The sequence below is a fragment of the Treponema parvum genome (assembly GCF_017893965.1).
Taxonomy (GTDB): Bacteria; Spirochaetota; Spirochaetia; order Treponematales; family Treponemataceae; genus Treponema_D; species Treponema_D parvum.
In genome coordinates this window covers 1,765,350-1,786,809 of sequence record NZ_CP054142.1, presented here as the reverse complement: position 1 = coordinate 1,786,809, position 21,460 = coordinate 1,765,350, and the positions used below count along the sequence as shown (strand labels likewise).

The following is a 21,460-nucleotide window of genomic DNA, read 5'->3' as shown; positions in this document are numbered from 1 at the left end:
ACAGTATTAAAAGTCATAAAACTATCGAATGGAGCGGCGAATAAAAGATGGCCGAAGATAAAAAAAACGGTAATAGAAAATATGTAAAATTTTCAATCGGGGCGAAACTCGTTGTCATCATTTCAGTTTTGACAATCGTATCGCTGGGAATTGTAACGCTGTTGGTTACGTGGTTCGGCGGCCAGGATGTCCGTATCAGTGCGGAAGAAAACAATCGCACCGTAAATGCGCAGGCTGCGGGTTTGGCGGAAAAGGACTTGTCGTCGTTGCGCGCAAACGCATTTTTGCTTTTGGACATATTGAACAGAGTGAGCAGTTCCGGTTCTTTTGCAAAAGAAACCGCGGATTTCTATTTTGAACGCAATCCGTCGGTCGCCGCCGTTTTGGTTACGGATTCAAGGCGCATGGGCGGCTTGGAGAGAAAACTTTTAAGCACGCCGTTTTTTTTATCAAACGAATTGGAGCCTTCTCTGGTGGATACGTTTTTAGCGCAGTCGCGAGATATGATTTTGCAGACGGAACGCGGCATAACGCACGTCATAAACGCGTCTCCGATATTCGATATACCTATGCTCGTGCTGTGCTACCCGTATATGGAAAAAGGATTGAACCAAGGTTTGGCCGTATTCTTTTCGGCTGAAAAATTATCCGACAGCTTTGGAGCGGGAACGCTGCAGACTACATATATGGTAAACGGCGACGGCGATATTTTAATTCATCCGGACTTTAATTTGGTAAAAAACGGCGCGAACGTTGGTAACTTTCCGCTTTTTACGCAGATGCGCGAGAACGGAGACACAAACCGGCAGCTTTTAGTCACCGACGATGCCGGAAAAAAGTATTTCGGTTCGTACCGCCGCCTCAACTTGGGCGACCTTGCGGTTTTAACTACGGCGGACGCCGATGTCCTTTTGGAACCGGTCGCCGAAACGACAAAGCGCAACATCTATTTGGGAATAATAGTGCTTTTTCTTTCCGTCATGTTTATTTGGTTCTTTTCCAAATCGATCAGCCGCCCTGTAAAAACGCTTGCGCATGCAGCGGAGAGAATCGAACAGGGAGAATTCGAAATCGATTTGAAACCGAAGACGCGCGACGAACTCGGACTTTTAACATCGAGCTTTGTGAAGATGGGCAAAGGACTTGCGGAGCGCGAGCGGCTTAAAGACTCGTTCGGCAGGTTTGTCAATAAGGAAATCGCGGAACTTGCCATGCGCGGCGAACTTGCGCTTGGCGGCGAAACAAAAGACGTAACAATTTTCTTTTCGGACATCCGCTCGTTTACGGCTATTTCAGAAAAACTTTTGCCGTCGGAAGTTGTTGAATTTTTAAACGAATATATGACATCTATGGTAGAGTGCGTCAACATGACGCACGGAGTCGTCGACAAATTTATAGGAGACGCGATCATGAGCGTGTGGGGTGCGCCCATTTCGGCAGGAAGTCCCAAAGAAGACGCTCTAAACTGCATCCGCGCTGCGCTCCGCATGCGGGCAAACCTTATAGTTTTTAACAGGGGGCGCGGCGGCGACAAAAAACCGATAATCCGTATCGGCTGCGGCATAAACTCAGGGTCCGTAGTCGCAGGTCAGATAGGCTCCACGCAGCGCATGGAATACACTGTTATAGGCGACGCCGTAAACCTGGCGTCCCGTACGGAAGCTCTGAATAAGCCCATGGGCACGGATATCCTCATCACCGAATATACTTACGAGCTTGTGAAAGATCACGTGCTTGTTGAAGAGATGCCGTCGGTTACTGTTAAAGGAAAAGAAAAACCGCTCAGGATGTTTGCGGTTATCAATATGCCCCAAGAGAACGGTATACCAGGCGCAGGAGCGAAAGGGCCGAAATCGCTTGCTCAGATCAGACAGGCGCTGGGAATCCCGACTCCGGATTTTGCAAAGGTAAATCTCAATGAAGACGAAAAGAAATACAAAATACAATCCTGACTCCGCCGCCGGCGTCTGGCAGGATATCATCGTCGTATTGTTTTCTCTTTCTGCCATATGTTACACTGCGTTTTTATTTTATCAAAATTTAAATAGAACCGTAGAGCGAAACGACAAAGTACCGGTAGCCTCCGTTTCTTATAAATACAAAAGCGTTCAGCGCAAATTTATCGACCGCTCCGTGTGGGACAGGCCTGTGCAATATTCGCCCGTGTATAACGGCGACGTAATCAGAACCGCGCCTGCGTCCGAAGCGACGATTTTTTTCCCCGATAAAAACGTGATAAACGTCGGCGCTAACACCATGATACAGATTTTTAAGCAGACGCAAAAAGAAGAAACCGCCGTGCAGGTTTCGGAAGGCAATATTTCCGTGCAGACTAGCGGTTCAAAAGTGGCCGTAAAGGCGGACAACGTTTCCGTCGCCATCGAAAAAGATTCGGTTCTTCATGTTCAAAAATCCGAAAGTTCCGAAAGCAGCGCTTCGGAAGATAAAGACGCCGGCACGGGCGGAAATCTTCGTCTGACGGTAGAAAAAGGTGAAGCCGCCCTTACTACGCTGCCGGGAGTAAACTCTCTTTCCGGAGCCGGGCGAAAGAATGCCGCAGTTCAGACGGACGGAGGTCTGCAGGCTACGGTCTTAACCGAAGGAGAAGTTGTAAATACCGGAAATAAGGCCTTTGTTTCTATGATAAGCCCGGCGTCGGGAGCGAAGATAATCAATCAAAGCGCAGACGGGGGGGCGATTCCCGTGTCGTTTGCGTGGAAAAGTTCGTTTGCCGACAGCACGGAACTGGTTTTGGAAACGTCAAGAAGCCGTGATTTTAAGATAAAACCCTATAGGCTTTCGGTTACGGGGTTAAAAGAAGTTACGCTGAACGAAACGCCCGGTACCGTTTATTGGCGGCTGTATGCGGCGGAAAAGGGCGTGTCCGACGAATCTTCGGATTCGGGAAAGCTTACCGTTTTAGCGGCGCCGCCTCCCAAACTTTTGGAACCGGCTTCGGAAAAGCGTTATTTATACAAAGAGACCCTTCCTGCCGTAAATTTTTTGTGGAAGGGCAACGACCTGTGTTCGTCTTACACGCTTGAAGCCGCCGACAATCCCGATATGAAAAATCCCGCCGTATTCAAACAGGTGGGAGGAGAGTCCGTTTCTTTTTCGAATTTGAGCGAAGGAACGTGGTATTGGAGAGTAATTCCTAATTACATAATCGACGAGAGCGTTCGATCCGAGCCTTCCGTCGTTTCGTCTTTTTTTATTGAAAAGCAAAAAGAGCTTCCGCCTATAGAACTCATCGCTCCCGGAAAAATTGCCGATACGGCCGAAGGGAAAAGCGTTACTTTTTCTTGGAAACCCGTAAAAGAAGTAAAAAAATACAAGCTCCGCATTGCAAAAAATGAATCGATGGATAATCCCGTAGCCGAACGGGCTTGCGACATCAATTATTATGAATTGAAAAATGCTGCAAAAACACTCCCTAACGGCACGTACTATTGGACGGTCGACGGATTGGACAAAAACAACGAGCGTCTGACGGCGAGCGCGTCTTCGGCGTTCAGAAGCCGCGACAGCGAAGTTGTCTTGCGGTCGCTGTTTCCCCCTGAAGGCTACACGCTTGCCGACACGCTTTGCCTTGACACCCGCTTTACATGGAAAACAAATTTGGACGGAGAGCAGCGCTTTCAAGTGTCTTCTTCCGAGGATTTTTCCAATCCGGTACTCGATATAAAAACGCAAGGCTCCGGTATAGACGGTCTTGTTTTAAATAAAGGCGACTACTATTGGCGCATATCTATAAAAAACGAATTTGAAGGGCTTCAGACACAGCCCAAAAAATTAACGATAGCGCCGGCCCTTCCTCCTCCGGAACTTGTCAGCCTTAAAAGAGTCGTTCCCATTCATCCTAAACAAAAAAACACGTTTGCGTGGACTGCCGTTCCTGGCGCAGATTATTATCAAGTTAAAATTACAAAACCGGGTTTGAATTCGGAGCCGTTATACGAAGATCTGTACGTTACCGGCACCGGAATTGAGGCGTCTTTGCAGTCGATACAGGACGGCGATTACATAATAAGCGTGCAGGGTTTTGCTTCAGCGACGCTTATTTCCAGCCGTCGCTACAGCTATGCGGCGGACAGGGCGTTTACCCTTAAGCATTTGCATCCTGTAGAACTTGTAACGCCTGCCGACAATGCAAGAATCAGCGGCGTAGAAGCCGCTCTTAATCCGGGTATTTTAAAGTGGTACTCGGCCGACAAACCTGCAACGAGCCGACTCGTGCTTGAAAGGGTAGGACAACAGGGCAGCGTGCTTTCCGTTTCAAATCCCGATTTTTCCGTGCGTCTTCCGCCTCTTACGGCAGGAAACTATCGATGGCGGGTTAGCGCCGCAACCGAAGATGGGTTCGATGTTTCGTCGCTGCAGGACGGCAGGTTTACCGTTTTGCCTATACCGCCGCTTGAAAAAGTTGAGCTCATATTCCCCGGTGAAAACGAAACGCTCGGGGTCGGATTTTTTAAAACGAACAGGAGCATTTTATTCCGCTGGAAAAAGAACAAAGAGGCTACGCATTATTCTGTCAGGCTTTATGACGAAAAAAAACAAAAGATTTTTGAACGCGAAATAGATGCGCAGGAAGCTGCTTCCGGCGCGACAGGCGCAGGCGACGCTTGTGCGTTTGAATTTACGGATCTTGCGCGCCTGTCGCGCGGAACGTTTTATGCGGAAGCGATCGCCTTGCGTAGGTTAAAAAACGGCCTGCTCTTTCAAAACGGCACAGTTTCCGGCCGCCGTTTTGTCATAGACTTACCAAAGGCAGTAAAAGTTGACACCGACGCTCCCGGAGTGCTCTATGGAAAATAAAAAAATTGCGGCGGCGATCTTGTGTCTGCTTTCGGTACTGCCGCTTGCCGCACAAAGCAAGGACGGCCGCTCGGCTTTAGAAGATAAAAAGCACTATTTTATTCGGGAAGAAGAGACAGGCGAAGTGCTTTATCAGCGCTTGTCGTGGGAAGAGATCGACGATATTTTCGGCTTTGAATTCATTCTAGAACAGAAAGACGACGCCGGCGTATGGAACGAAATCGACAAAAAAATCGTGCACGATAATTTTATCGACGTGTCGCTCGTGCCCGGGAGCTATCGCTATAAGGTAACCGTCATCAATTTGCTTGAACAAAGGGAAGCGTCCAGCGCATATAGAAATTTTGACATACTCATCGCATATCAGCCGGGAATTGAAGCTGTAACGCCGCATTTGATATATCTTGACGAATTTTTTGACGGACGGTTTACCGCCGTCGGCGTGAATTTTTTAGAAGATACCGTCTTTTTCTTTAAGAAAACGGGCGGCGGTACTATAGAGCTTAAACCCGAAGAAATTTCCAAAGACGGAAAAAGGGTCAGGTTTGAATTGAATACGAACAGATTCCAGCCCGGCGCGTACGTTTTTATCGCGCGGGACAGAAGCGGCCTTACCGGTAAAAGCGAAGACGTTACGTTCCGCTTTCAAAAGCCTGTAGACGCCTACGTCTCTCTCGGCTATGCGTTTACAAGTTTTACGGGCGAAAGCGTGTTCAAAGAATTTTATAACCGTACTGCAGCTCCGTTGGGCGGCGTCTTCCGCCTTACCGTACTGCCGATTAAAAGAACCTACGGCAATTTCGGCTTTAATTTAAATTATTCCGCCGCAATGCTGAAAAACGAACACGACGGTTATGTTCTCGACGGTACGCTGATGCTTTCGCATCTAAATGCCGCGTATGTATATCCGATCGTAAAACACCGCTTAAACCTTGGTCTTTATGCCGGCGGAGGGGCGGTGTTTTTGATGAAGAGCAAGTTTTCATTTGACGGCGGAAACGCGCAAAGTCCTGAGTATTGGTATTGGGGTTTCGACGTAGATGCGGGAACTGCGCTGCAAGCCTTTGTTCATAAAAAAATGTACCTTGAGCTTAATGTCGATCATTTTTTTGTTTTCAGAGAAGGGTTTCCTAAGTATATGTTCCAACCGCAGCTTTCCGTCGGCTGGATGTTCTAAGGGGGTATGATAAAAAGTGCCGTCGGAAATATCGCCGTCGCTTTTTAGGAAATTGATATTTACTGCAAAAGTTTTTATGGGGTGTCTATGGCAAAAAGCTTTGATGACCTAACCATAGCTGACGACTTTATGTTTTGCAAGGTTATGCAGGACGAAGAAATCTGCAAAGAGTTTCTTGAAATGGTCTTGGTAAATAAGATCGGGAAAATCATCTATTTGTCGCCACAAAATGCAATAGTTACCGGCTCTGAATCCAAATCGGTGCGCCTCGACCTGCTCGTAAAAGATGATATGGGTAAATCCTATGACATTGAAATGCAGGTGGCGAACGAACGCAATATTCCTAAACGTATGCGTTACTATCAAGCTGCAATCGACGTTTCCTTTTTGGACAAGGGCGCTCACTACAAAACATTAAACGATTGCTATATTATTTTTGTCTGCTTATTCGATGTCATTGGGAAAAGTAAGCCTATTTACACATTTGAGAATATTTGTCTTGAAGACCGGCAAACATCCTTACAGGATGGAACAAGAAAGGTTATAATCAATGCCGAAGCGTTTAGAAAAGCAAAGGACAAAGAGCTCAAAGGTTTTTTAGAATACGTCAAGATCGGAACAGCGAATACGGAATATACCGGGAGGATAGAAACTATGATACAGACAGTGAAGAATAATGAACAGGCGCGGCAGGAATACCGCTTTATGACAGCGTTTGAAATGGATGCATTGGATAAAGGAGAAGCGATAGGAGCACGTCAAGCAAAACTTGAAACGGCAAAGAATTTACTCGGTTTAGGTTTGTCGATTGAAAATATCGCACAAGCTACCGGTCTTCTCGTTGAAGAGATTGAAAATCTTTCAAAATGAGTTTACATAGAAAAGAAAAAGGAAATTTTGAAAATGCGTAAGATTATCACGGTAATTATCGGTGCCGCTTCGATCGCGCTGCTTTTGAGCGTGACGGCCTGCAAAGAACTGTTTGCAGATATAGAAGAAGATTTTTCTTATTGGGCGTCGGAACCTATCATCACAAATTTCAGGGCGGCGTCTCCGGCATCCGTTAGTGCGGCGGGCGTTCAGTGCGTGCCGTCCTCACACAATGCGGTGCTTACGCTTACCGTACACAATCCAAGAAACTTTTCGTTTGTAATGCCGGGCTCTTCCGGAGCGCCTTCAGATATCGTAACGTTTGCAAGCAACGTACACGATGCTTCGGGAATAAATCCGCCTGAGGCAGGCGCCGATTATACGCTTGTGCAAAGCGGGCAAAATACCTTGACGCTCACGTACGAATCGGTGTTTTTAAAAAGGTACGAATGGAGCAGTGCGAACATAGGCGCTTCGATCAGGCTTTACAGCACCGACGGCAGAAAGTTCAATCAAATCTACAAGTTTAATCTGGAAGCGAACACGCCGCCGCCCAAGCCGACCGCCGTTCTTGCAAAGACAACGACCTCGCCTGAAAATTACGTTTTGTGTCTGCAAGTCCCCGATATGGGCATCTCGGTTCCCGGCGGGAAACTCCACGAAGACATTGCAGAGATTGAAATAAACGGGACTTCATACACTCTGACGGTAAGCGGCGGAGATTTTGTAAAACCTGCCGATGCGCACTTTATTACGGCGGTTACACAGCTTGCAGGCTATCCCTCGCCGCCTTCCGGTGCGTGGGTTTTGTACTACGATACCGGCTTAGCGGTCGGTAATGCATACCAACCTTACACAGTCAAACTTAAGGACAGAAAGGGACTGGTTTCCGAAACGCTTGAAACGGGAACCGCGCGTCCGCAGCTGCCTGCCGAAACCGTTACTGTAACGAGAGGTCAGCAAAGTACGGGAAGCGGACTCGGAGGTACCACTGGCGACCCCATAATCATAAACGGGGAAACGAGCGCGCCCGAAGCACAGATTACAATAGCGCACAGTACTCCCGGAACAACCGTTCACTGTGAGGTACAAGAAATAGTCGGAGCCTCGTCAACCGGGGCTGTGTCGCAGTATGACACAAATCCCGTTACGGCTTCGCTCGGCTTAGCCGGTGAAAACGAAAAACTCTACAAGGTGAAATATCACACGGACGGCACGGGATATACACCGACATCGACTACAATTAAGTATTACAAAGTTCTCAAATGTCATAGAGTTACGTTCAATGCAAACGGCGGCACATTTTTGAGCGGCTCGACATTGTCCGTACTCGTGCCGCACAACACGCAGGCGGCGGCACCTTCGACTCCGCCTACAAAGACGGGCTATCATATAGACGGCTGGTACACGGAAGCGGCGTGCACGACGCAATGGAACTTTGCAACACAGATAACCGAAGATAAACAGCTTTACGCAAAGTGGACGCCGAACGGCAACACGCCATACAAAGTCGAGCATTATCAAGAGCTTCCTACGGCGACGGCAGGACAATATCCTCCAAGTCCGGCGGACACCGATAAACTTACCGGTACAACGGGAGATACCATCACCGTAACGCAGAAAAGCTATCAGGGCTTTGAGTTCGATAAACAGGAACCTGCAAGCGCAACAATCGCTGCGGACGGCAATACGGTTGTCAAAGTGTATTACAAACGCAAGACCGTTACTGTAACGTTCAATCCGGGCGGCGGAACCATAAGCGGAAGTCCGGCGAATGTAACAGTCACAGGCAGATTCGGCACAACATTAACTCCGCCCACTCCCGTCAAGCCAAACTATACCTTTAACGCTTGGTCTCCGGCTATACCGTCGCCACCGGTATTCCCTGCATCTGATACAACCTACACGGCGCAGTGGCATAAAAACCCGAAAGTTACATTCAAGGTATACAACGGCACAGGCGGTTCACTCAAAGGCACATACGGCAGTTCTACCCAAACGGCAGGCAACCCGCCCGCCATACTAGAACCGTATTTCATCGTTACATACGGCGGCAGTATAAGCTTTGAGGCGCTTCCCGCTTTAGCATGGGAAGTGGATAGTTGGACAGGACTAACCGCATCACCGGCTAACGCGGCAACTGCAACGCTTTCAAACATAACACTAGATACAACGGTAATTGTAAAGTTCAAGAAAAAAACAACCGTAAACTCAACAGATACCAATCCGTGGGAGATTTTGAGAGAAGCCGTCAGAATCGCCGACAACAATGCCGTTATAACCGTAAACGGCGAAATTATGGCGACAAACGCAACCGGCAACTTTGGAAAAATAGACATCGACAAAAACATCACGATACAGGGTGGAAGCGGAGCAGACTCGGACATTCTGAACGCAAATCGCGACAGCCTCGGCTCGAATGCCCACCACGTCTTTACCGTATCGAACGGCAAAACGCTCATCCTTAAAAACCTGACGCTTAAAGGCGGCAAAGGTATATCCGGAACATTCGGGGGTGCCGTTCTTGTTACCGTCTACGGCAGCAAGGCGCAACTTACGGACTGTGTTATCGACGACTGCATAGCGGACAAAGGCGGGGCTATCGGATGCGGCAAGGACACCACCGTAAACCTTACGCGCACGACCATTAAGAACTGCAAAGCGACGAACAGCAGCGCAGGCAACGGCGGCGGCATTTGTGCATCCGGCGCAACCGTCAACATAACAAACTGTACTATTAAGGGCAACACGGCAAGAGCTGCCGGCGGCAGCGGCGGCGGCGGCGGTGCAATCTACTCAGAAAAAACCGGTTCTACCGCCTCCGCCGTAACCATCAAAGGCGGTACCATCGGCGGCACGGGTACGAATGACGCAAATGTAGCGAAGAACTTAGGAAGTGGCGGCGCAATCTATATAGGCGAAGGCTGCACCCTGACGATGCAGGATAACGCAGAGCTTATCGGTAACGAAGCGGCAAGTTCCGGCGGCGGCATTTGTGCATCCGGCGCAACCGTCAACATAACAAACTGTACTATTAAGGGCAACACGGCAAGAGCTGCCGGCGGCAGCGGCGGCGGCGGTGCAATCTACGCGGGAAAAACCGGTTCTACTGCCTCCGCCGTAACGATCAAAGGCGGCACCATCGGCGGCACGGGTACGAATGACGCAAACAAAGCGGAGAACTTAGGAATAGGCGGCGCAATCTGTATCGGCGAAGGCTGTACCCTGAATCTAGGCGGCAGCCCAGCAGAGGGCGTACAGCTTATCGGTAACAATGCGGATGAGTCCGGCGGAGGTATATTCGCATACAGCGCAACCGTCAACATAACGAACTGCACCCTTAAGAGCAACACGGCAAAGAGAGGCGGAGCCATCCACGTACAAAAAACGGGCAGCACACCGTCCACCGTAACAATCAAAGGCAACACCACTATCGGCGGCACGGGTCCGAATGACGCAAACAACGCGACCGGAGACGGAACATATGAAGGCGGCGGCGGCATCTGGGTCGGCCAAGCTTGTAATTTAACGCTTCAAGACAGCGTAAAGGTTATCGGCAACAAGGCGACGAAAAAAGGCAAAGGCATAAACGCAATCAACACGGTGGTATGTATAAAAGACAGTGTCGAAGTTGACCAAAACAACGACGTGTATTTGGACTACGGCTCAAAGATACGCGCCGACAGCGCCTTGACCCCGCCGAGCAATAAAGCGGCGCGCATTACGGTACCTGACGGCCAATACCAGACGACTACGCAGGTGCTTATTGCCGTCACGAGCGTAAATCTTGCAAACGAAGCGGGCAAATTCTCCGTAACGCCGAAAGGCAGTCAAACGTGGTCGGTCGGCAGCAACGGGTATCTAAAGACGCCGTAACACCTGAAAGCGGCGGCACAGCTTGGTACGTCGGCTCCGACGGGTAAACTGACAACTACTCCGCCTTCCTCTTGGCGGGCAGCTATGGTACGTCGCCGCCGACGGCTATCCGCCAACTACTCAGCCTTCACCTTGACGAGCAGCTATGGGAACAACGGCGGATAAGTTTTCAGGGTTTTGAACGACGAGGCAGTGTCCCCCGTTATGCCGGGGTTCACACCCGCTCGGATCAGACCTACCGATCCGCTCGTATCAGGGGTACCCGCCCGCCCTGTTCGAGCCTTTCGAGCCGCTCTGCTCGAACCCCTCGTACCGCTCGGAACGAGCATCTCGTATCGGGCGATACGAGCTATTCGTACCGCCTTATTGAAGGGTACCCACTCGGGCGAGTGAGCTTGGCTCCCTCCGAGCGAAGGGAACCTTAGCGCTCTTTGTATCTTGGCGAAAAAGTTATACACCGGTTAATACCCCCCCCCTTTTTGCGTCCTTGGCGTGCTTAGCGGTTAAATTAAAAAGCTTGCCCTATGGCAACAGGCCTCAGTCAAGAAAAAGCAGAAGCAAGTAATTAATGGCTAATTAAACTATAATTTTTCAATTTCTGCTTCGAGAAGGCCGATAACCTGCATAATTTTTTGTATCGAATCTTCCAGCTGTTTTAATATTTTAGCCGTTTCTTTCTTGTTGTTATAAGTACCTTCCGAAAAACCTTTATACCTGGCGTCCATTTCAAAAGTAGACATTAATCTGTATTCTTGCCTTGCTTGTTCATTTTCTTTTATTATTTGTATCACTTTTTCTATCCTCCTTGTAAACTCGCTCTTTGCTTGCCCTGTGTTAAGGTATTCTAAAAATTCCTTTGCGCTCTTTGCGCTTGCTGCGGTTGAATAAAAAAGCTACTCTTATAAAACAGCGGCGCGTGTGGTATAATAAAAATGTAAGGAGGTGCCATGGCAAAACACAGCCGCCGGTATAAAGATTCGGTATTTGTCGATTTATTCAGCGAAGACAAAAGTGCAAAAGAAAACTTTTTATCGCTTTATAACGCCTTGCACGGAACGCACCTCGATGCTTCGACGGAACTGAAACCGCTCAAGCTTGAGCAGGCAATGTACACAAAGTTGTCCAATGACGTATCGTGCCTCATTGATAACAAAATCATCGTATTGGCTGAACACCAATCTACGATAAATGAAAACATGCCATTACGCTGCCTGCAATATGTCGCTCGCCTGTATGAGCAAATCCAAGACCCGAAAGCGAAATACTACAGAACCTTGCAAAAGATTCCCACGCCGGAGTTCTACGTTTTTTACAACGGCACGGAAGACTACCCTGAAACTACGGTTCTAAAGTTATCTGATGCTTTTATCATAAAACCTGAACACGCTCCGCTGGAGCTAACGGTGCAGGTTTTAAACATCAACACTGACAAGGCAAATAAAATCTTAACAGCCTGCAAACTGCTTGAAGAATACAGCCTTTTTGTAGAAGCGGTTCGCCGTCACACTGCACTCGACAAAGAGAATGGATTTGAAGCAGCAATCAAAGAGTGCATCCAAAACGACATTTTAAAGGAATATTTACAACGAAAATCACGGGAGGTAATAAATATGCTATTATCGGATTATGACTACGATACGGACATTGCTGTTCGCTGTGAGGAAGCGGGCAGAATAGCTTTTGCCGAAGGCATTGAACAAGGCATACAACAAGGAATTGAACAAGGAATTGAAAAGGGGATTGAACAAGGTTTTGCCGATGGCTCATACCGAAAAGCACTTGAAACGGCAAAGCTGATGAAACAAGCTAATTGCGAAACTGATTTTATTATGCAAATGACCGGTCTTACCCAAGAAGAGGTGGAAAATCTTTGAAAACGGTAACGTAATTCCCGCGTATTTACATTTGTGCTATGGGGCAGCCGTTCTGTCTTGCCCAATGGAGCATACCGTTTATTTTTTTTCGATAGCCTCTAGCGCCTTCGCTCTGCAGCCACTGCAAATTATCGAGGTCGATTCTAAAAGATACGGGTTTTTTTGCCGGTTTCCAGTTTCGAAGATGTCCGCCTGAAAAATCTTTAATTTCGGGAATGTCCGAAAAATCAATATTTTTGCGGAGCTTCGAAACCCGCTCAGCTGTAAAATTGGCTGCACCATTTTTCATATCGCTTTTCCTCTTCTCCGGTTGAGATTCCGGCGGAAATAATCCGTATCCGCTTTCCGTCAGTGTAACCGGATATCACGACCGTAAAATTGTTTATTCTTCCGGTTCCTAAATACCTTGTTTCTTCGGCGCTTGAATGTATCGTATCGTACTGTTCCCAAAAAAGCGGGTCGTCAAATATAGGCAGAATTTCTTCAAAACCGATTCCATGATTTTTGATATTCGCTTCCGCCTTGTCGGCATCCCATTCGAACTTTCCGTGTATAATCGTTTTGCCCATATCATGCGCGCCTATAGTGCTATACATTTTTAGTATACAATTTGTCAATATTTTTTATTGACGCATTTTTATTTATAATACGAAATTCTCGCTCGACAATGCGCACTCTTGCACGAAAATAAGCGGAAAGTGTATAATAATCCTCAATAGCAGCGTCGCTGCGGATAATGCGGCTATACTGAACGATGTATTATGATTTGAAAGAGTTGCTCTGTGCTGAATAAAAAAGAAAACCGAAATCGTGTAATGCGTAGGAACGTCATACGCGCCGCCGTCTGTGCGGCAGGTATCGCGCTGCTTTTCAGTCTAACCGCTTGCAAAGAACTCTTTGCGGACATAGAAGAAGATTTTTCTTATTGGGCGTCGGAACCCATCATCACAAATTTCAGGGCGGCGTCTCCGGGACATACGAACGCGGCAGGCGTTCAATGCGTGCCGTCGGCGGCCGATGCGGTGTTTACGCTCACCGTGCACAATCCGAAAAACTTTTCGTTCATAATGCCCGGTTCTTCCGGGGCGCCGGCGGATATCGTAACTTTCGGAAGCGGCATACACGATATTTTGGGAACAAATCCGCCTGAGACAGGCGCCGATTATACGCTTGTGCAAAACTCGCGCGATACATTGACGCTAACGTACAAACCGGCGTTTTTAAAACGCTACGAGCGCAGCAGCGCGAACATAGGGACTTCGATCAGGCTTTACAGCACCGACGGCAGAAAATTCAGACAAACCTATTCGTTTAATCTGGAAGCGAATACGCCGCCTAAGCTGAGCTATATAACAATCGGCAAAACGGCCGCTGCCGATGCGCACGGCAAGCGCTATTACGTCATTATATTAAAAGCCGAAGATATGGACAAAACGGGGGGTACTCCTTCCGGGCTTTTGCACGGAGATATTTCCATGCTGAAAATAAATGACTATCCAATCTTGATACCCTTTACACCGGGATATGATGCTTTTTACATCGACGCGACTGCTCCCGTCGAAAACCGCAAGCTGCTTACGAAAGATGAAGTTACCCAACTCGCCGCCGGCGAGGGACCGGAGTCGCTTCCCGCTTGGGTTCAATCCGAGGTAGATGACCCGTGGGCGCTGCGTTATAAAACGGATGCGGCAGTACAGACTGCATCACAAACCTATACGTTTAAGCTTGTCGACCGCAAAGGCTTGGCTTCCGCCGCGCACACAGTATCCACCGAAACAAAGGCCCAAGACGCCCAGCTGTTTAACGGCTCAACCGAGATAAGCGGAACCACCGAAACGGCTCCGTATGCAATAAATGCGGGATTAAGCGATACGGGGCTTACCGTAACGGCAAAAACGGCAACAATCGGCGCAATAATAACGGGAAAGGTTGAAAAGAAAAACGGCGGTTCGTGGGATACTGTAAACAACAGCATAAACAGCAGTCCTCAAAACGAAGTTGATATAAGCCTTCCGGCTCCGGCTCCCGGTCTGGAAATCTTATACAAAATAACCGTAACTGCAGGCGGAGACGGCTTTGCTGCCGGCGTCGAAAAAGTCTTTTATGTTAAAGTAGCCAAAATAGCGGAAATAACCGTCAATCCCGCCGACAGCGCTACGTGGGGAGGGCAATCCAGTGCATGGGCAGCGTTAAAAGCTGCGGTAGAAAACGACGACCCCAACACTGCTGCCGCCGTCATCATTATAGACGGCGAAATAAAAGCCCCCAACGGAGCAGAACAAATTAAGGTGAATAGGAGAACCGTTGCGATACGGGGCAAAACGGGCTATCAAACCGATAAATTGAATGCAGATAACCGCACCTTTATTTTTGATATATCGAGCACCGGCGACTTAACCCTTGAAAAACTGACCCTGCAAAACGGAAATAACACCGCTAGTTATGTAAGCGAATCCGGCGGTGCAATTTACTGCGCAGGCGGAAAACTTGAGGCAAAAAATGTCCTTATCGAAAACTGTAAGGCAAAATACGGCGGCGGCATTCATGCAATAAGCAGTGCCAAAGTTACCTTGAAAAATACGCAGATAAAGAGCTGTACCGCAACAGGAACAGCAACAGGAGAAGGAAGAGGCGGCGCAATTTACTGCAAAGAAAGCACTCTTACACTTAATAACTCAACCATCGGCGGCAGTGCGGCAACGGATGGCAACAAAGCAAGGAGAGGCGGCGGCATTTATATTGAAGGAGGGACGAAGGAGTACACTATTCCTTCAGGATGCACCATACAGCACAATAAAGCAACCGGTGAAACCGGAGTAGGTTCCGGCGGCGGAGGCGTGTATGTACAAAGCGGCAAACTTACGTTAGGCGGTACGATTTCCGATAACGAAGCGCTGGACGCTCCCGATACATTTGTGTCGGGCGGCGGCGTGTTTGTAAGAACGGCGGGTACATTCATTATGGAAATCGGTGCAACAATATCCGGTAATAAAGCAAAATGGGGCGGCGGCGTATATATAGATGCAGCTCAATATGTAGGAGCGGGCTCCTTTACAATGAAAGGCGGAACGATTTCCAATTGTCATGCAGGCGGCTCCGGTTATTCCACTGCAAAAGGCGGCGGCGTGTGCATTAAAGCCGACGGCGATAAAAAAGGCAGCTTTACTATGGAAGGCGGCACCATTACCGGCTGCACCGCCGAAGCGAATACAGCGAATGAGGCCGCAGGCGGCGGCGTGTATGCCGATGTCGAAACCGTATTTAAGATGTCCGGCAGTGCTGCTATTACCCCGTCCTCAACGTCAAATACTCTAACAAAGAGCTTTAACGACGTGTATTTGCATGATATTCCTGCTTCTGGTGGTAGTGGAAGCAACCAGAAAGCGGTTATTATCGTTACCGCTCAGCTGGCTAGTACCCCTGTAGCAAGACTCACGATGAGGAATGATTATGCCTTCCCTCAGGTATCCGGCTATCATTGGCGGAATGTTGTCGAAGGCGAGGGCACTCCTGACTCTTATCCACTTAGTAATGCTGATGTGTTGAAGTTTGAAGTAACACCGCAAGTATTCCAGCTATCACCCCTCACCCTGAAGAACTGGAAAATTGTGAAGGTTGGTAATGCAGGCCAACTGCAGCCCGTCCCATAAGTAATGGGTAAATTGTTTAAAAACTGCACCTGTATGAAAACGGAACGACCTGTTCCGTTTTCAACACTCGCATACAGTCGGCTGTTGCAGCATCCTTGCCGCAATATTCAAATTGTCCGGCAGGAGGTCGGAACGGATAAAAGACTTATTTTGGGGCAGAAGAGAAAACCTCCATCTGTGCCGACTGAACGGGGTTGCCTCTCTCTCCCTAGATAAAAAAATCTTTTGAAAGGAGTGAGTACTATGAAAACACGTCATTCAAAAACAAAGACCTTTGCCTTTTGGGGAGCGGCTTTTGTGCTGCTTATCGCAGTGTTTATCGGCTGTAAACAATCGGCGGGCGGCAGCGGTTCGGGTATAGGCGGAACAGTGCATGAAGCCCCCTTTGTCGAAGGCGGCGCCTCGCTCATCTTAAGCCCCGATAAGCTCGACATCACAGTTAAGGTAACAACCTCAGACGGTAACCCCGTTGTGATAGAAGGCTGCAATGAAACAACGCTTGCCAGCGGCACCGAAACCGTGCTGCATGCAAAAGGCACTGTCGTTATCCTTAAAGGCAAAATTATCGAGCTGTATTGTGGTGTTTACAAATATAATGGCAGTTATAATAACATTCAAAATAAACTGACTGCCCTTAACGTTCAAGGTTTAAATGCCTTGCAAGTGCTGTCCTGCAGCGTCAATCAGCTTACCGCTCTTGATGTACAAGGCTTAACGGCTTTGCGAAGGCTGGAGTGCGATGTTAATCAGCTTACCTCTCTTAACGTGCAGGGCCTAACTGCTTTGCAAGTGCTGCACTGCAGCGGCAACCGGCTTACTGCTCTTGACGTGCAGGGCTTAACCGCTTTGAAAGAGCTGTGGTGCGTCGAAAGTTCGCTCACCGAACTTAACGCGCAGAGCTGTACCGCTTTGGAAGGGCTGTGGTGCCGCGACAATCAGCTTACCTCTCTTAACGTGCAGGGCTGCACCTCTTTGAAAACGTTGTGGTGCGGCAACAATCAGCTAACCGAGCTTAATGTGCATGGCTTAACCGCTTTGGAAGCGCTGAGGTGCTACTACAATCAGCTTACCGCTCTTAACGTACAAGGCCTAACTGCTTTGCAATATCTGGACTGCCGCAACAAGCAGCTTACCGCCCTTAACGCACAAGACTGCACGGCTTTGAAAGAGCTGGAGTGCGCCGGCAATCAGCTTACCACCCTTAATGTGCAAGGCTGCACCTCTTTGAAAAAGCTGTGGTGCGGCTACAATCAGCTGACCGAACTTAACGTGCAAGGCTGCACTGCCTTACAACAGTTGCTCTGCTCCAACAGTCAGCTGACAGTCCTTAACGTGCATGGCCTAACCGCTTTGAAAGGGCTGGCCTGCTACGGCAACCGGCTTAACGCAGACGCATTTAAAAAGCTCTTTGACGATTTACCCCAGCGGCAGGATAGTGATGAGGCAAAGTGTGTTCTTTACACCGAAGAACCGGGTGTTACGGAGGGCAATCACACAGATTTTAGCACTCCGTCAGACCTGGCCGCAGCCTTTAATAATGCAAAAACGGTAAAGAAGTGGAAGATGTATAAACGGAAGATGAACGGGCCTGGGGAGGAGATCTAACGCCGCACTCGAGCGTTTCGTACCGCTCTATGCGAGACTCTCGCATGCCGTTATGCGAATGACTCGCATCGCCTTATACGAGCTTCTCGTATCGCTCGGATCAGACCTACCCATTACTCATTGAAAAACATATTCCCTCATAAAATTGCTGCAACTGTGGTATAATACGGACAAGAGAGGGGCGGTCTATGAGCAAACGCTTTGACGATTTAACGATTATCGACGATTATATGTTTTGCGCGGTTATGCAGGATAAATCTATCTGTACAGCGGTATTGAATATGATACTTGCAGACTCAATAGGGCCGATTAGCGATATAACCTATCAAAAAACCTTTGGCCAAGCAGGCTATGCAAAAAGCATACGCCTTGATGTATGGGTTACCGGCAGCAACGGCAGCGTTTATGACGTTGAAATGCAAACAACAAATAAACAAGACCTTGCTAAACGATTGCGCTACTATCAATCGGTTATCGACGTAAGCAGCCTTGAAAAGGGCGGGCATTATACCGACTTACACGATTTGTTCATCATCTTTTTTTGCCCATTCGACTACCTGAATAGAGGCCTCCCGGTATATACCTTCAAAACGATATGCAGCGAAGATAACACAATCGCATTACAGGACGGCGTAACCAAAGTCATTATCAACAGTACTGCAGCAGATAAAGAGCCTGACGCTGAACTCAAAGCTTTTTTGGAATACATGAACGGCGTTGTAAGCGATAAACCGTTTATCCGCAAGATAGACGGGTATATCAAAGAACTAAAAGAAAATGAGGAGAGGAGGAAAGAGTACATGTTAATACAATCATTTGAAATGGATGCGCGAAGGGACGGCATACAACAAGGCATAAAACAAGGTATAAAACAAGGTGTCCAACAAGGCTTTGCCGACGGCGCATACCAGACAAAACTTGAAACGGCAAAACTTATGCGTACACATAATTACCCCATTGCCGAAATTTGTACAATGACCGGCCTCACCAAAGAAGAAGTGGAAAACCTTTGAGACCGGCATAAAACCTGCACTTGATTACACCTCCGTGTATGGGGGTATTCTTTGCTAAGTTGAGCGTAAACTCAATGCTTGGCAGGCTTTTTACGCCCTTTGACTAAATCCTTTGTTTGCGTTAAACTATTTTCTTATATCGCATTGTATTGCGGCATATATTTTAAGACTTGACGTCATTCCGTTTGAGTCTTTTACGGAGGTAAGCAGGTGGTAAAGATCAGACTAAAGAAATTCGGCGCGCAAAAGCAACCGTACTATCGTATTGTCGTTCAGGATGTGCGTAAGCCGCGTGACGGCGTCTGCATTGAAGAACTTGGAACATATCGTCCGATTGCAAAAGAAGGCGATCAAGTTTCTTTTAATGTTGAACGCGTTAAGTACTGGCTCAGCGTCGGCGCACAGCCCACGGAAACTGTCGGTAAATTGATCAAAAAAGCGGCAAAATAAGATATGGGAGCAGCCAGTATGGAAAAAGACCTGATCGAATATATTGCAAAATCATTGGTCGATGATCCCGATGCTGTTTCAGTAACGGAAACGGAAGGCGACAGAGGATCCGTTATTCAGCTTAAAGTTGCTGACAGCGATATTGGAAAAGTTATCGGCAAGTACGGAAGAATAGCCAAAGCTTTGCGTACCGTTTTAAGCGCGTCCGCCGTCAGAGACGGAAAACGTTACAGTCTTGAAATATTGGACTAGGGAACGATCGTGCTTGAACAGGTTACGGTCGGTTTCGTCCGAGGCGCCCACGGCGTTACGGGGGAATTCAGAGTAGAAAGTGCTTCGGGAGAATTTGAACATATTCTTGTTCTTAGAGAAGTCACTTTGAGGGGCTCAGGCGAGCAAAAGATCTTTAAGGTTGAATATGTAAAGCCTGCAGACAGCACCTTGTATATGAAACTTGCGGATATCGATTCACCCGATGAGGTACGAAAGTACAACAGATGGGAAATAGTTGTTCCGCGAAAATATGCCGCTCCTTTAAATAAAAACGAGTGGTATATTGACGATCTAAAACAGTGTTCTCTTGTTTATTTTGATGAGGACAAGGACGGATTGAAAGACAAATCTGCATCCGCCGTAAAGGTGGGTACAGTCACAGACGTATTGGAAGGCGGAGGCGGTTACTTATTTGAAGTTTCTATCTCCGAGAACTGCAGTCTTCTTTCAAAAGACATACGATATACGGCTTCCGGCAAAAGCAGGAGCGTATTTGTTCCTTTTAATTACGAGCACATACGCAATGTCGATGTTAAAAGAAAAGAGATTGAGTTGATGCACCTCTGGATTCTGGAGTAATTCCATGAAATTTACCGTGCTGACCTTATTCCCTGAAATCTTGAGCGCCTATTTTGAAACCTCAATCATGGCGAAAGCGGTTGAAAAGGGAATTATAGCCTACGATCTGGTGAATATCAGGGATTTTGCCATTGATAAACACCGAACCTGTGACGACAGTCCGTATGGCGGAGGAGCCGGACAGCTTATGCTTCCGGGCCCTCTCGGAAGTGCGCTTGACAGCGTACGGTCAGGCCGAAAGTACGTTATTTACGTAACGCCCGGCGGCAGACCGTTTACGCAAAAAAGAGCACAGGAGCTAAGCCTTAAAGACGAGCTTGTGATAATCTGCGGAAGATACGAAGGTATCGACCAAAGAATAATCGATTATTACGTTGACGAGGAAATCTCAATAGGAGATTACGTTATGTCAAGCGGAGAAGTGTCCTCTATCGTCATAATCGATACCGTATACAGGCTTATCGAAGGCGTAATTTCCAGCGGATCGCTTGAAGAAGAAAGCTATTCCGATGGGCTTTTGGAATATCCTCAGTACACCAGACCGCCTGTGTACAAGGGGCTTGAAGTTCCCGACGTTTTAACTTCGGGGAATCATGAAAATATTCGTAAATGGCGTCTGAAAAAACGTTTGGAAAAAACGCTTGCAAACCGTCCCGATTTGATATGGTCTTTGCGTTTGTCCGGGCAGCTTACTTCGGAAGCCGAAAAATTGATTGAGGAAATAACACAGCAGTCTTTTTTAAAAAAGGCTAAAAAGCGCAAAAGATCCGAAAGGAAAAAATCCCTTTGATCGATCGACGCGACTTTTAATGGAGAAATTATGGATCTGATAAGAACAATTGAAGAACAAAATAAACGTCCGGGCGCCCAAAAATTTAATGTCGGCGATACCGTAAAAGTTCACTTTAAAATTGTCGAAGGTAAGACGGAACGTGTACAGATTTACGAAGGAATAGTCCTTTGTATGAAAAACAGCGGAATCGGCCGAACTTTTACCGTTCGTAAAAATTCTTACGGCGTCGGCGTCGAGCGTGTTTTCCCGTTGAATTCTCCGCGTATCATGCAGGTTGAAGTTGTTCATGCCGGAAAAGTGCGCCGTTCGAAACTGTATTATCTGCGTGATAAGGTAGGTAAGGCTGCGAAGGTTAAGGAATTAGTTGGCGGAAAAGTCGCCGCCGCTATGGCAGCCCGCAATGCCGCAGCAGCCGCCGCCGCCGCCGCTAAGGAAGCGACCGTAAAGGCCGAAGCGGAAAGCCAGGCTTAATACCGTTTAAT

Annotated in this window: 16 protein-coding genes and 1 pseudogene; 14 read left to right on the top strand and 3 right to left on the bottom strand. The window is 47.9% G+C overall.

Features of this window, described 5'->3' with window-relative positions; genetic code table 11:
* Nucleotides 1-47 precede the first annotated feature (47 nt).
* From HRQ91_RS07850 to HRQ91_RS07830, 5 genes are all read left to right on the top strand, one after another.
* The gene (locus HRQ91_RS07850) at nucleotides 48-1,952 is read left to right on the top strand and encodes an adenylate/guanylate cyclase domain-containing protein (protein WP_210119037.1); all 1,905 of its coding nucleotides are present in this window, start codon (nucleotides 48-50) and stop codon (nucleotides 1,950-1,952) included.
* Nucleotides 1,918-4,818 carry a FecR family protein gene (locus HRQ91_RS07845; RefSeq protein WP_210119036.1) on the top strand — a complete coding sequence of 967 codons (2,901 nt, stop codon included), beginning with the start codon at nucleotides 1,918-1,920 and terminating at the stop codon, nucleotides 4,816-4,818. Before HRQ91_RS07850 ends, HRQ91_RS07845 begins: the two co-directional genes overlap by 35 nt.
* Nucleotides 4,808-5,995, top strand: coding sequence for a hypothetical protein (locus HRQ91_RS07840; RefSeq protein WP_210119035.1), 1,188 nt, complete (start codon nucleotides 4,808-4,810; stop codon nucleotides 5,993-5,995). Before HRQ91_RS07845 ends, HRQ91_RS07840 begins: the two co-directional genes overlap by 11 nt.
* An 87-nt stretch (nucleotides 5,996-6,082) precedes the next feature.
* A complete protein-coding gene (locus HRQ91_RS07835) occupies nucleotides 6,083-6,865 on the top strand; it encodes an Rpn family recombination-promoting nuclease/putative transposase (RefSeq protein ID WP_210119034.1) in 783 nt (260 codons plus the stop codon).
* 33 nt (nucleotides 6,866-6,898) lie between these two features.
* Nucleotides 6,899-10,741 (top strand): InlB B-repeat-containing protein, encoded by a 3,843-nt coding sequence (locus HRQ91_RS07830; protein ID WP_210119033.1) that lies wholly within the window; start codon nucleotides 6,899-6,901, stop codon nucleotides 10,739-10,741.
* Between the two features lie 581 nt (nucleotides 10,742-11,322).
* Here HRQ91_RS07830 and HRQ91_RS07825 read toward each other — a convergent pair.
* Nucleotides 11,323-11,607 (bottom strand): annotated as a pseudogene (locus HRQ91_RS07825) (hypothetical protein); the annotation flags it as partial.
* Between the two features lie 81 nt (nucleotides 11,608-11,688).
* Between HRQ91_RS07825 and HRQ91_RS07820 the strand changes: the two are divergent.
* Nucleotides 11,689-12,615 (top strand): Rpn family recombination-promoting nuclease/putative transposase, encoded by a 927-nt coding sequence (locus tag HRQ91_RS07820; RefSeq protein WP_210119032.1) that lies wholly within the window; start codon nucleotides 11,689-11,691, stop codon nucleotides 12,613-12,615.
* Nucleotides 12,616-12,640: 25 nt separating this feature from the next.
* Here HRQ91_RS07820 and HRQ91_RS07815 read toward each other — a convergent pair whose 3' ends face one another.
* Both HRQ91_RS07815 and HRQ91_RS07810 read right to left on the bottom strand, forming a co-directional pair.
* Nucleotides 12,641-12,904 carry a hypothetical protein gene (locus HRQ91_RS07815; protein ID WP_210119031.1) on the bottom strand — a complete coding sequence of 88 codons (264 nt, stop codon included), beginning with the start codon at nucleotides 12,902-12,904 and terminating at the stop codon, nucleotides 12,641-12,643.
* The gene (locus tag HRQ91_RS07810) at nucleotides 12,873-13,184 is read right to left on the bottom strand and encodes a BrnT family toxin (protein ID WP_210119030.1); all 312 of its coding nucleotides are present in this window, start codon (nucleotides 13,182-13,184) and stop codon (nucleotides 12,873-12,875) included. Before HRQ91_RS07810 ends, HRQ91_RS07815 begins: the two co-directional genes overlap by 32 nt.
* Nucleotides 13,185-13,397: 213 nt before the next feature.
* On the opposite strand from HRQ91_RS07810, the gene HRQ91_RS07805 reads away from it, so the two are divergent.
* The 8 genes from HRQ91_RS07805 (at nucleotide 13,398) to rplS (ending at nucleotide 21,449) form a co-directional block, all read left to right on the top strand.
* Entirely contained in the window at nucleotides 13,398-16,265 is a 2,868-nt protein-coding gene (locus HRQ91_RS07805; protein ID WP_210119029.1) for a right-handed parallel beta-helix repeat-containing protein, read from the top strand.
* 243 nt (nucleotides 16,266-16,508) lie between these two features.
* The gene (locus tag HRQ91_RS07800; protein WP_210119028.1) at nucleotides 16,509-17,870 is read left to right on the top strand and encodes a leucine-rich repeat domain-containing protein; all 1,362 of its coding nucleotides are present in this window, start codon (nucleotides 16,509-16,511) and stop codon (nucleotides 17,868-17,870) included.
* Nucleotides 17,871-18,058: 188 nt separating this feature from the next.
* Nucleotides 18,059-18,883 carry an Rpn family recombination-promoting nuclease/putative transposase gene (locus HRQ91_RS07795; RefSeq protein WP_210119027.1) on the top strand — a complete coding sequence of 275 codons (825 nt, stop codon included), beginning with the start codon at nucleotides 18,059-18,061 and terminating at the stop codon, nucleotides 18,881-18,883.
* Nucleotides 18,884-19,093: 210 nt separating this feature from the next.
* On the top strand, nucleotides 19,094-19,333 hold the full coding sequence (gene rpsP, locus HRQ91_RS07790; protein ID WP_210119026.1) for a 30S ribosomal protein S16: 240 nt from the start codon (nucleotides 19,094-19,096) through the stop codon (nucleotides 19,331-19,333).
* 18 nt (nucleotides 19,334-19,351) lie between these two features.
* On the top strand, nucleotides 19,352-19,585 hold the full coding sequence (locus HRQ91_RS07785) for a KH domain-containing protein (RefSeq protein WP_210118253.1): 234 nt from the start codon (nucleotides 19,352-19,354) through the stop codon (nucleotides 19,583-19,585).
* Between the two features lie 9 nt (nucleotides 19,586-19,594).
* The gene (gene rimM / locus HRQ91_RS07780) at nucleotides 19,595-20,185 is read left to right on the top strand and encodes a ribosome maturation factor RimM (protein ID WP_246473191.1); all 591 of its coding nucleotides are present in this window, start codon (nucleotides 19,595-19,597) and stop codon (nucleotides 20,183-20,185) included.
* Between the two features lie 4 nt (nucleotides 20,186-20,189).
* Nucleotides 20,190-20,975 carry a tRNA (guanosine(37)-N1)-methyltransferase TrmD gene (gene trmD / locus HRQ91_RS07775; protein ID WP_210119025.1) on the top strand — a complete coding sequence of 262 codons (786 nt, stop codon included), beginning with the start codon at nucleotides 20,190-20,192 and terminating at the stop codon, nucleotides 20,973-20,975.
* Between the two features lie 27 nt (nucleotides 20,976-21,002).
* Entirely contained in the window at nucleotides 21,003-21,449 is a 447-nt protein-coding gene (gene rplS / locus HRQ91_RS07770) for a 50S ribosomal protein L19 (RefSeq protein WP_420832847.1), read from the top strand.
* The last annotated feature ends 11 nt before the right edge of the window (nucleotides 21,450-21,460 follow it).

Bases quoted from the DNA above. Each gene is read 5' to 3' on its own strand.
- HRQ91_RS07850 (WP_210119037.1), top strand. From the start codon at position 48: ATGGCCGAAGATAAAAAAAACGGTAATAGAAAATATGTAAAATTTTCA.
- HRQ91_RS07845 (WP_210119036.1), top strand. From the start codon at position 1,918: ATGAAGACGAAAAGAAATACAAAATACAATCCTGACTCCGCCGCCGGC.
- HRQ91_RS07840 (WP_210119035.1), top strand. From the start codon at position 4,808: ATGGAAAATAAAAAAATTGCGGCGGCGATCTTGTGTCTGCTTTCGGTA.
- HRQ91_RS07835 (WP_210119034.1), top strand. From the start codon at position 6,083: ATGGCAAAAAGCTTTGATGACCTAACCATAGCTGACGACTTTATGTTT.
- HRQ91_RS07830 (WP_210119033.1), top strand. From the start codon at position 6,899: ATGCGTAAGATTATCACGGTAATTATCGGTGCCGCTTCGATCGCGCTG.
- HRQ91_RS07820 (WP_210119032.1), top strand. From the start codon at position 11,689: ATGGCAAAACACAGCCGCCGGTATAAAGATTCGGTATTTGTCGATTTA.
- HRQ91_RS07815 (WP_210119031.1), bottom strand. From the start codon at position 12,904: ATGAAAAATGGTGCAGCCAATTTTACAGCTGAGCGGGTTTCGAAGCTC.
- HRQ91_RS07810 (WP_210119030.1), bottom strand. From the start codon at position 13,184: ATGGGCAAAACGATTATACACGGAAAGTTCGAATGGGATGCCGACAAG.
- HRQ91_RS07800 (WP_210119028.1), top strand. From the start codon at position 16,509: ATGAAAACACGTCATTCAAAAACAAAGACCTTTGCCTTTTGGGGAGCG.
- HRQ91_RS07795 (WP_210119027.1), top strand. From the start codon at position 18,059: ATGAGCAAACGCTTTGACGATTTAACGATTATCGACGATTATATGTTT.
- HRQ91_RS07785 (WP_210118253.1), top strand. From the start codon at position 19,352: ATGGAAAAAGACCTGATCGAATATATTGCAAAATCATTGGTCGATGAT.
- trmD (WP_210119025.1), top strand. From the start codon at position 20,190: ATGAAATTTACCGTGCTGACCTTATTCCCTGAAATCTTGAGCGCCTAT.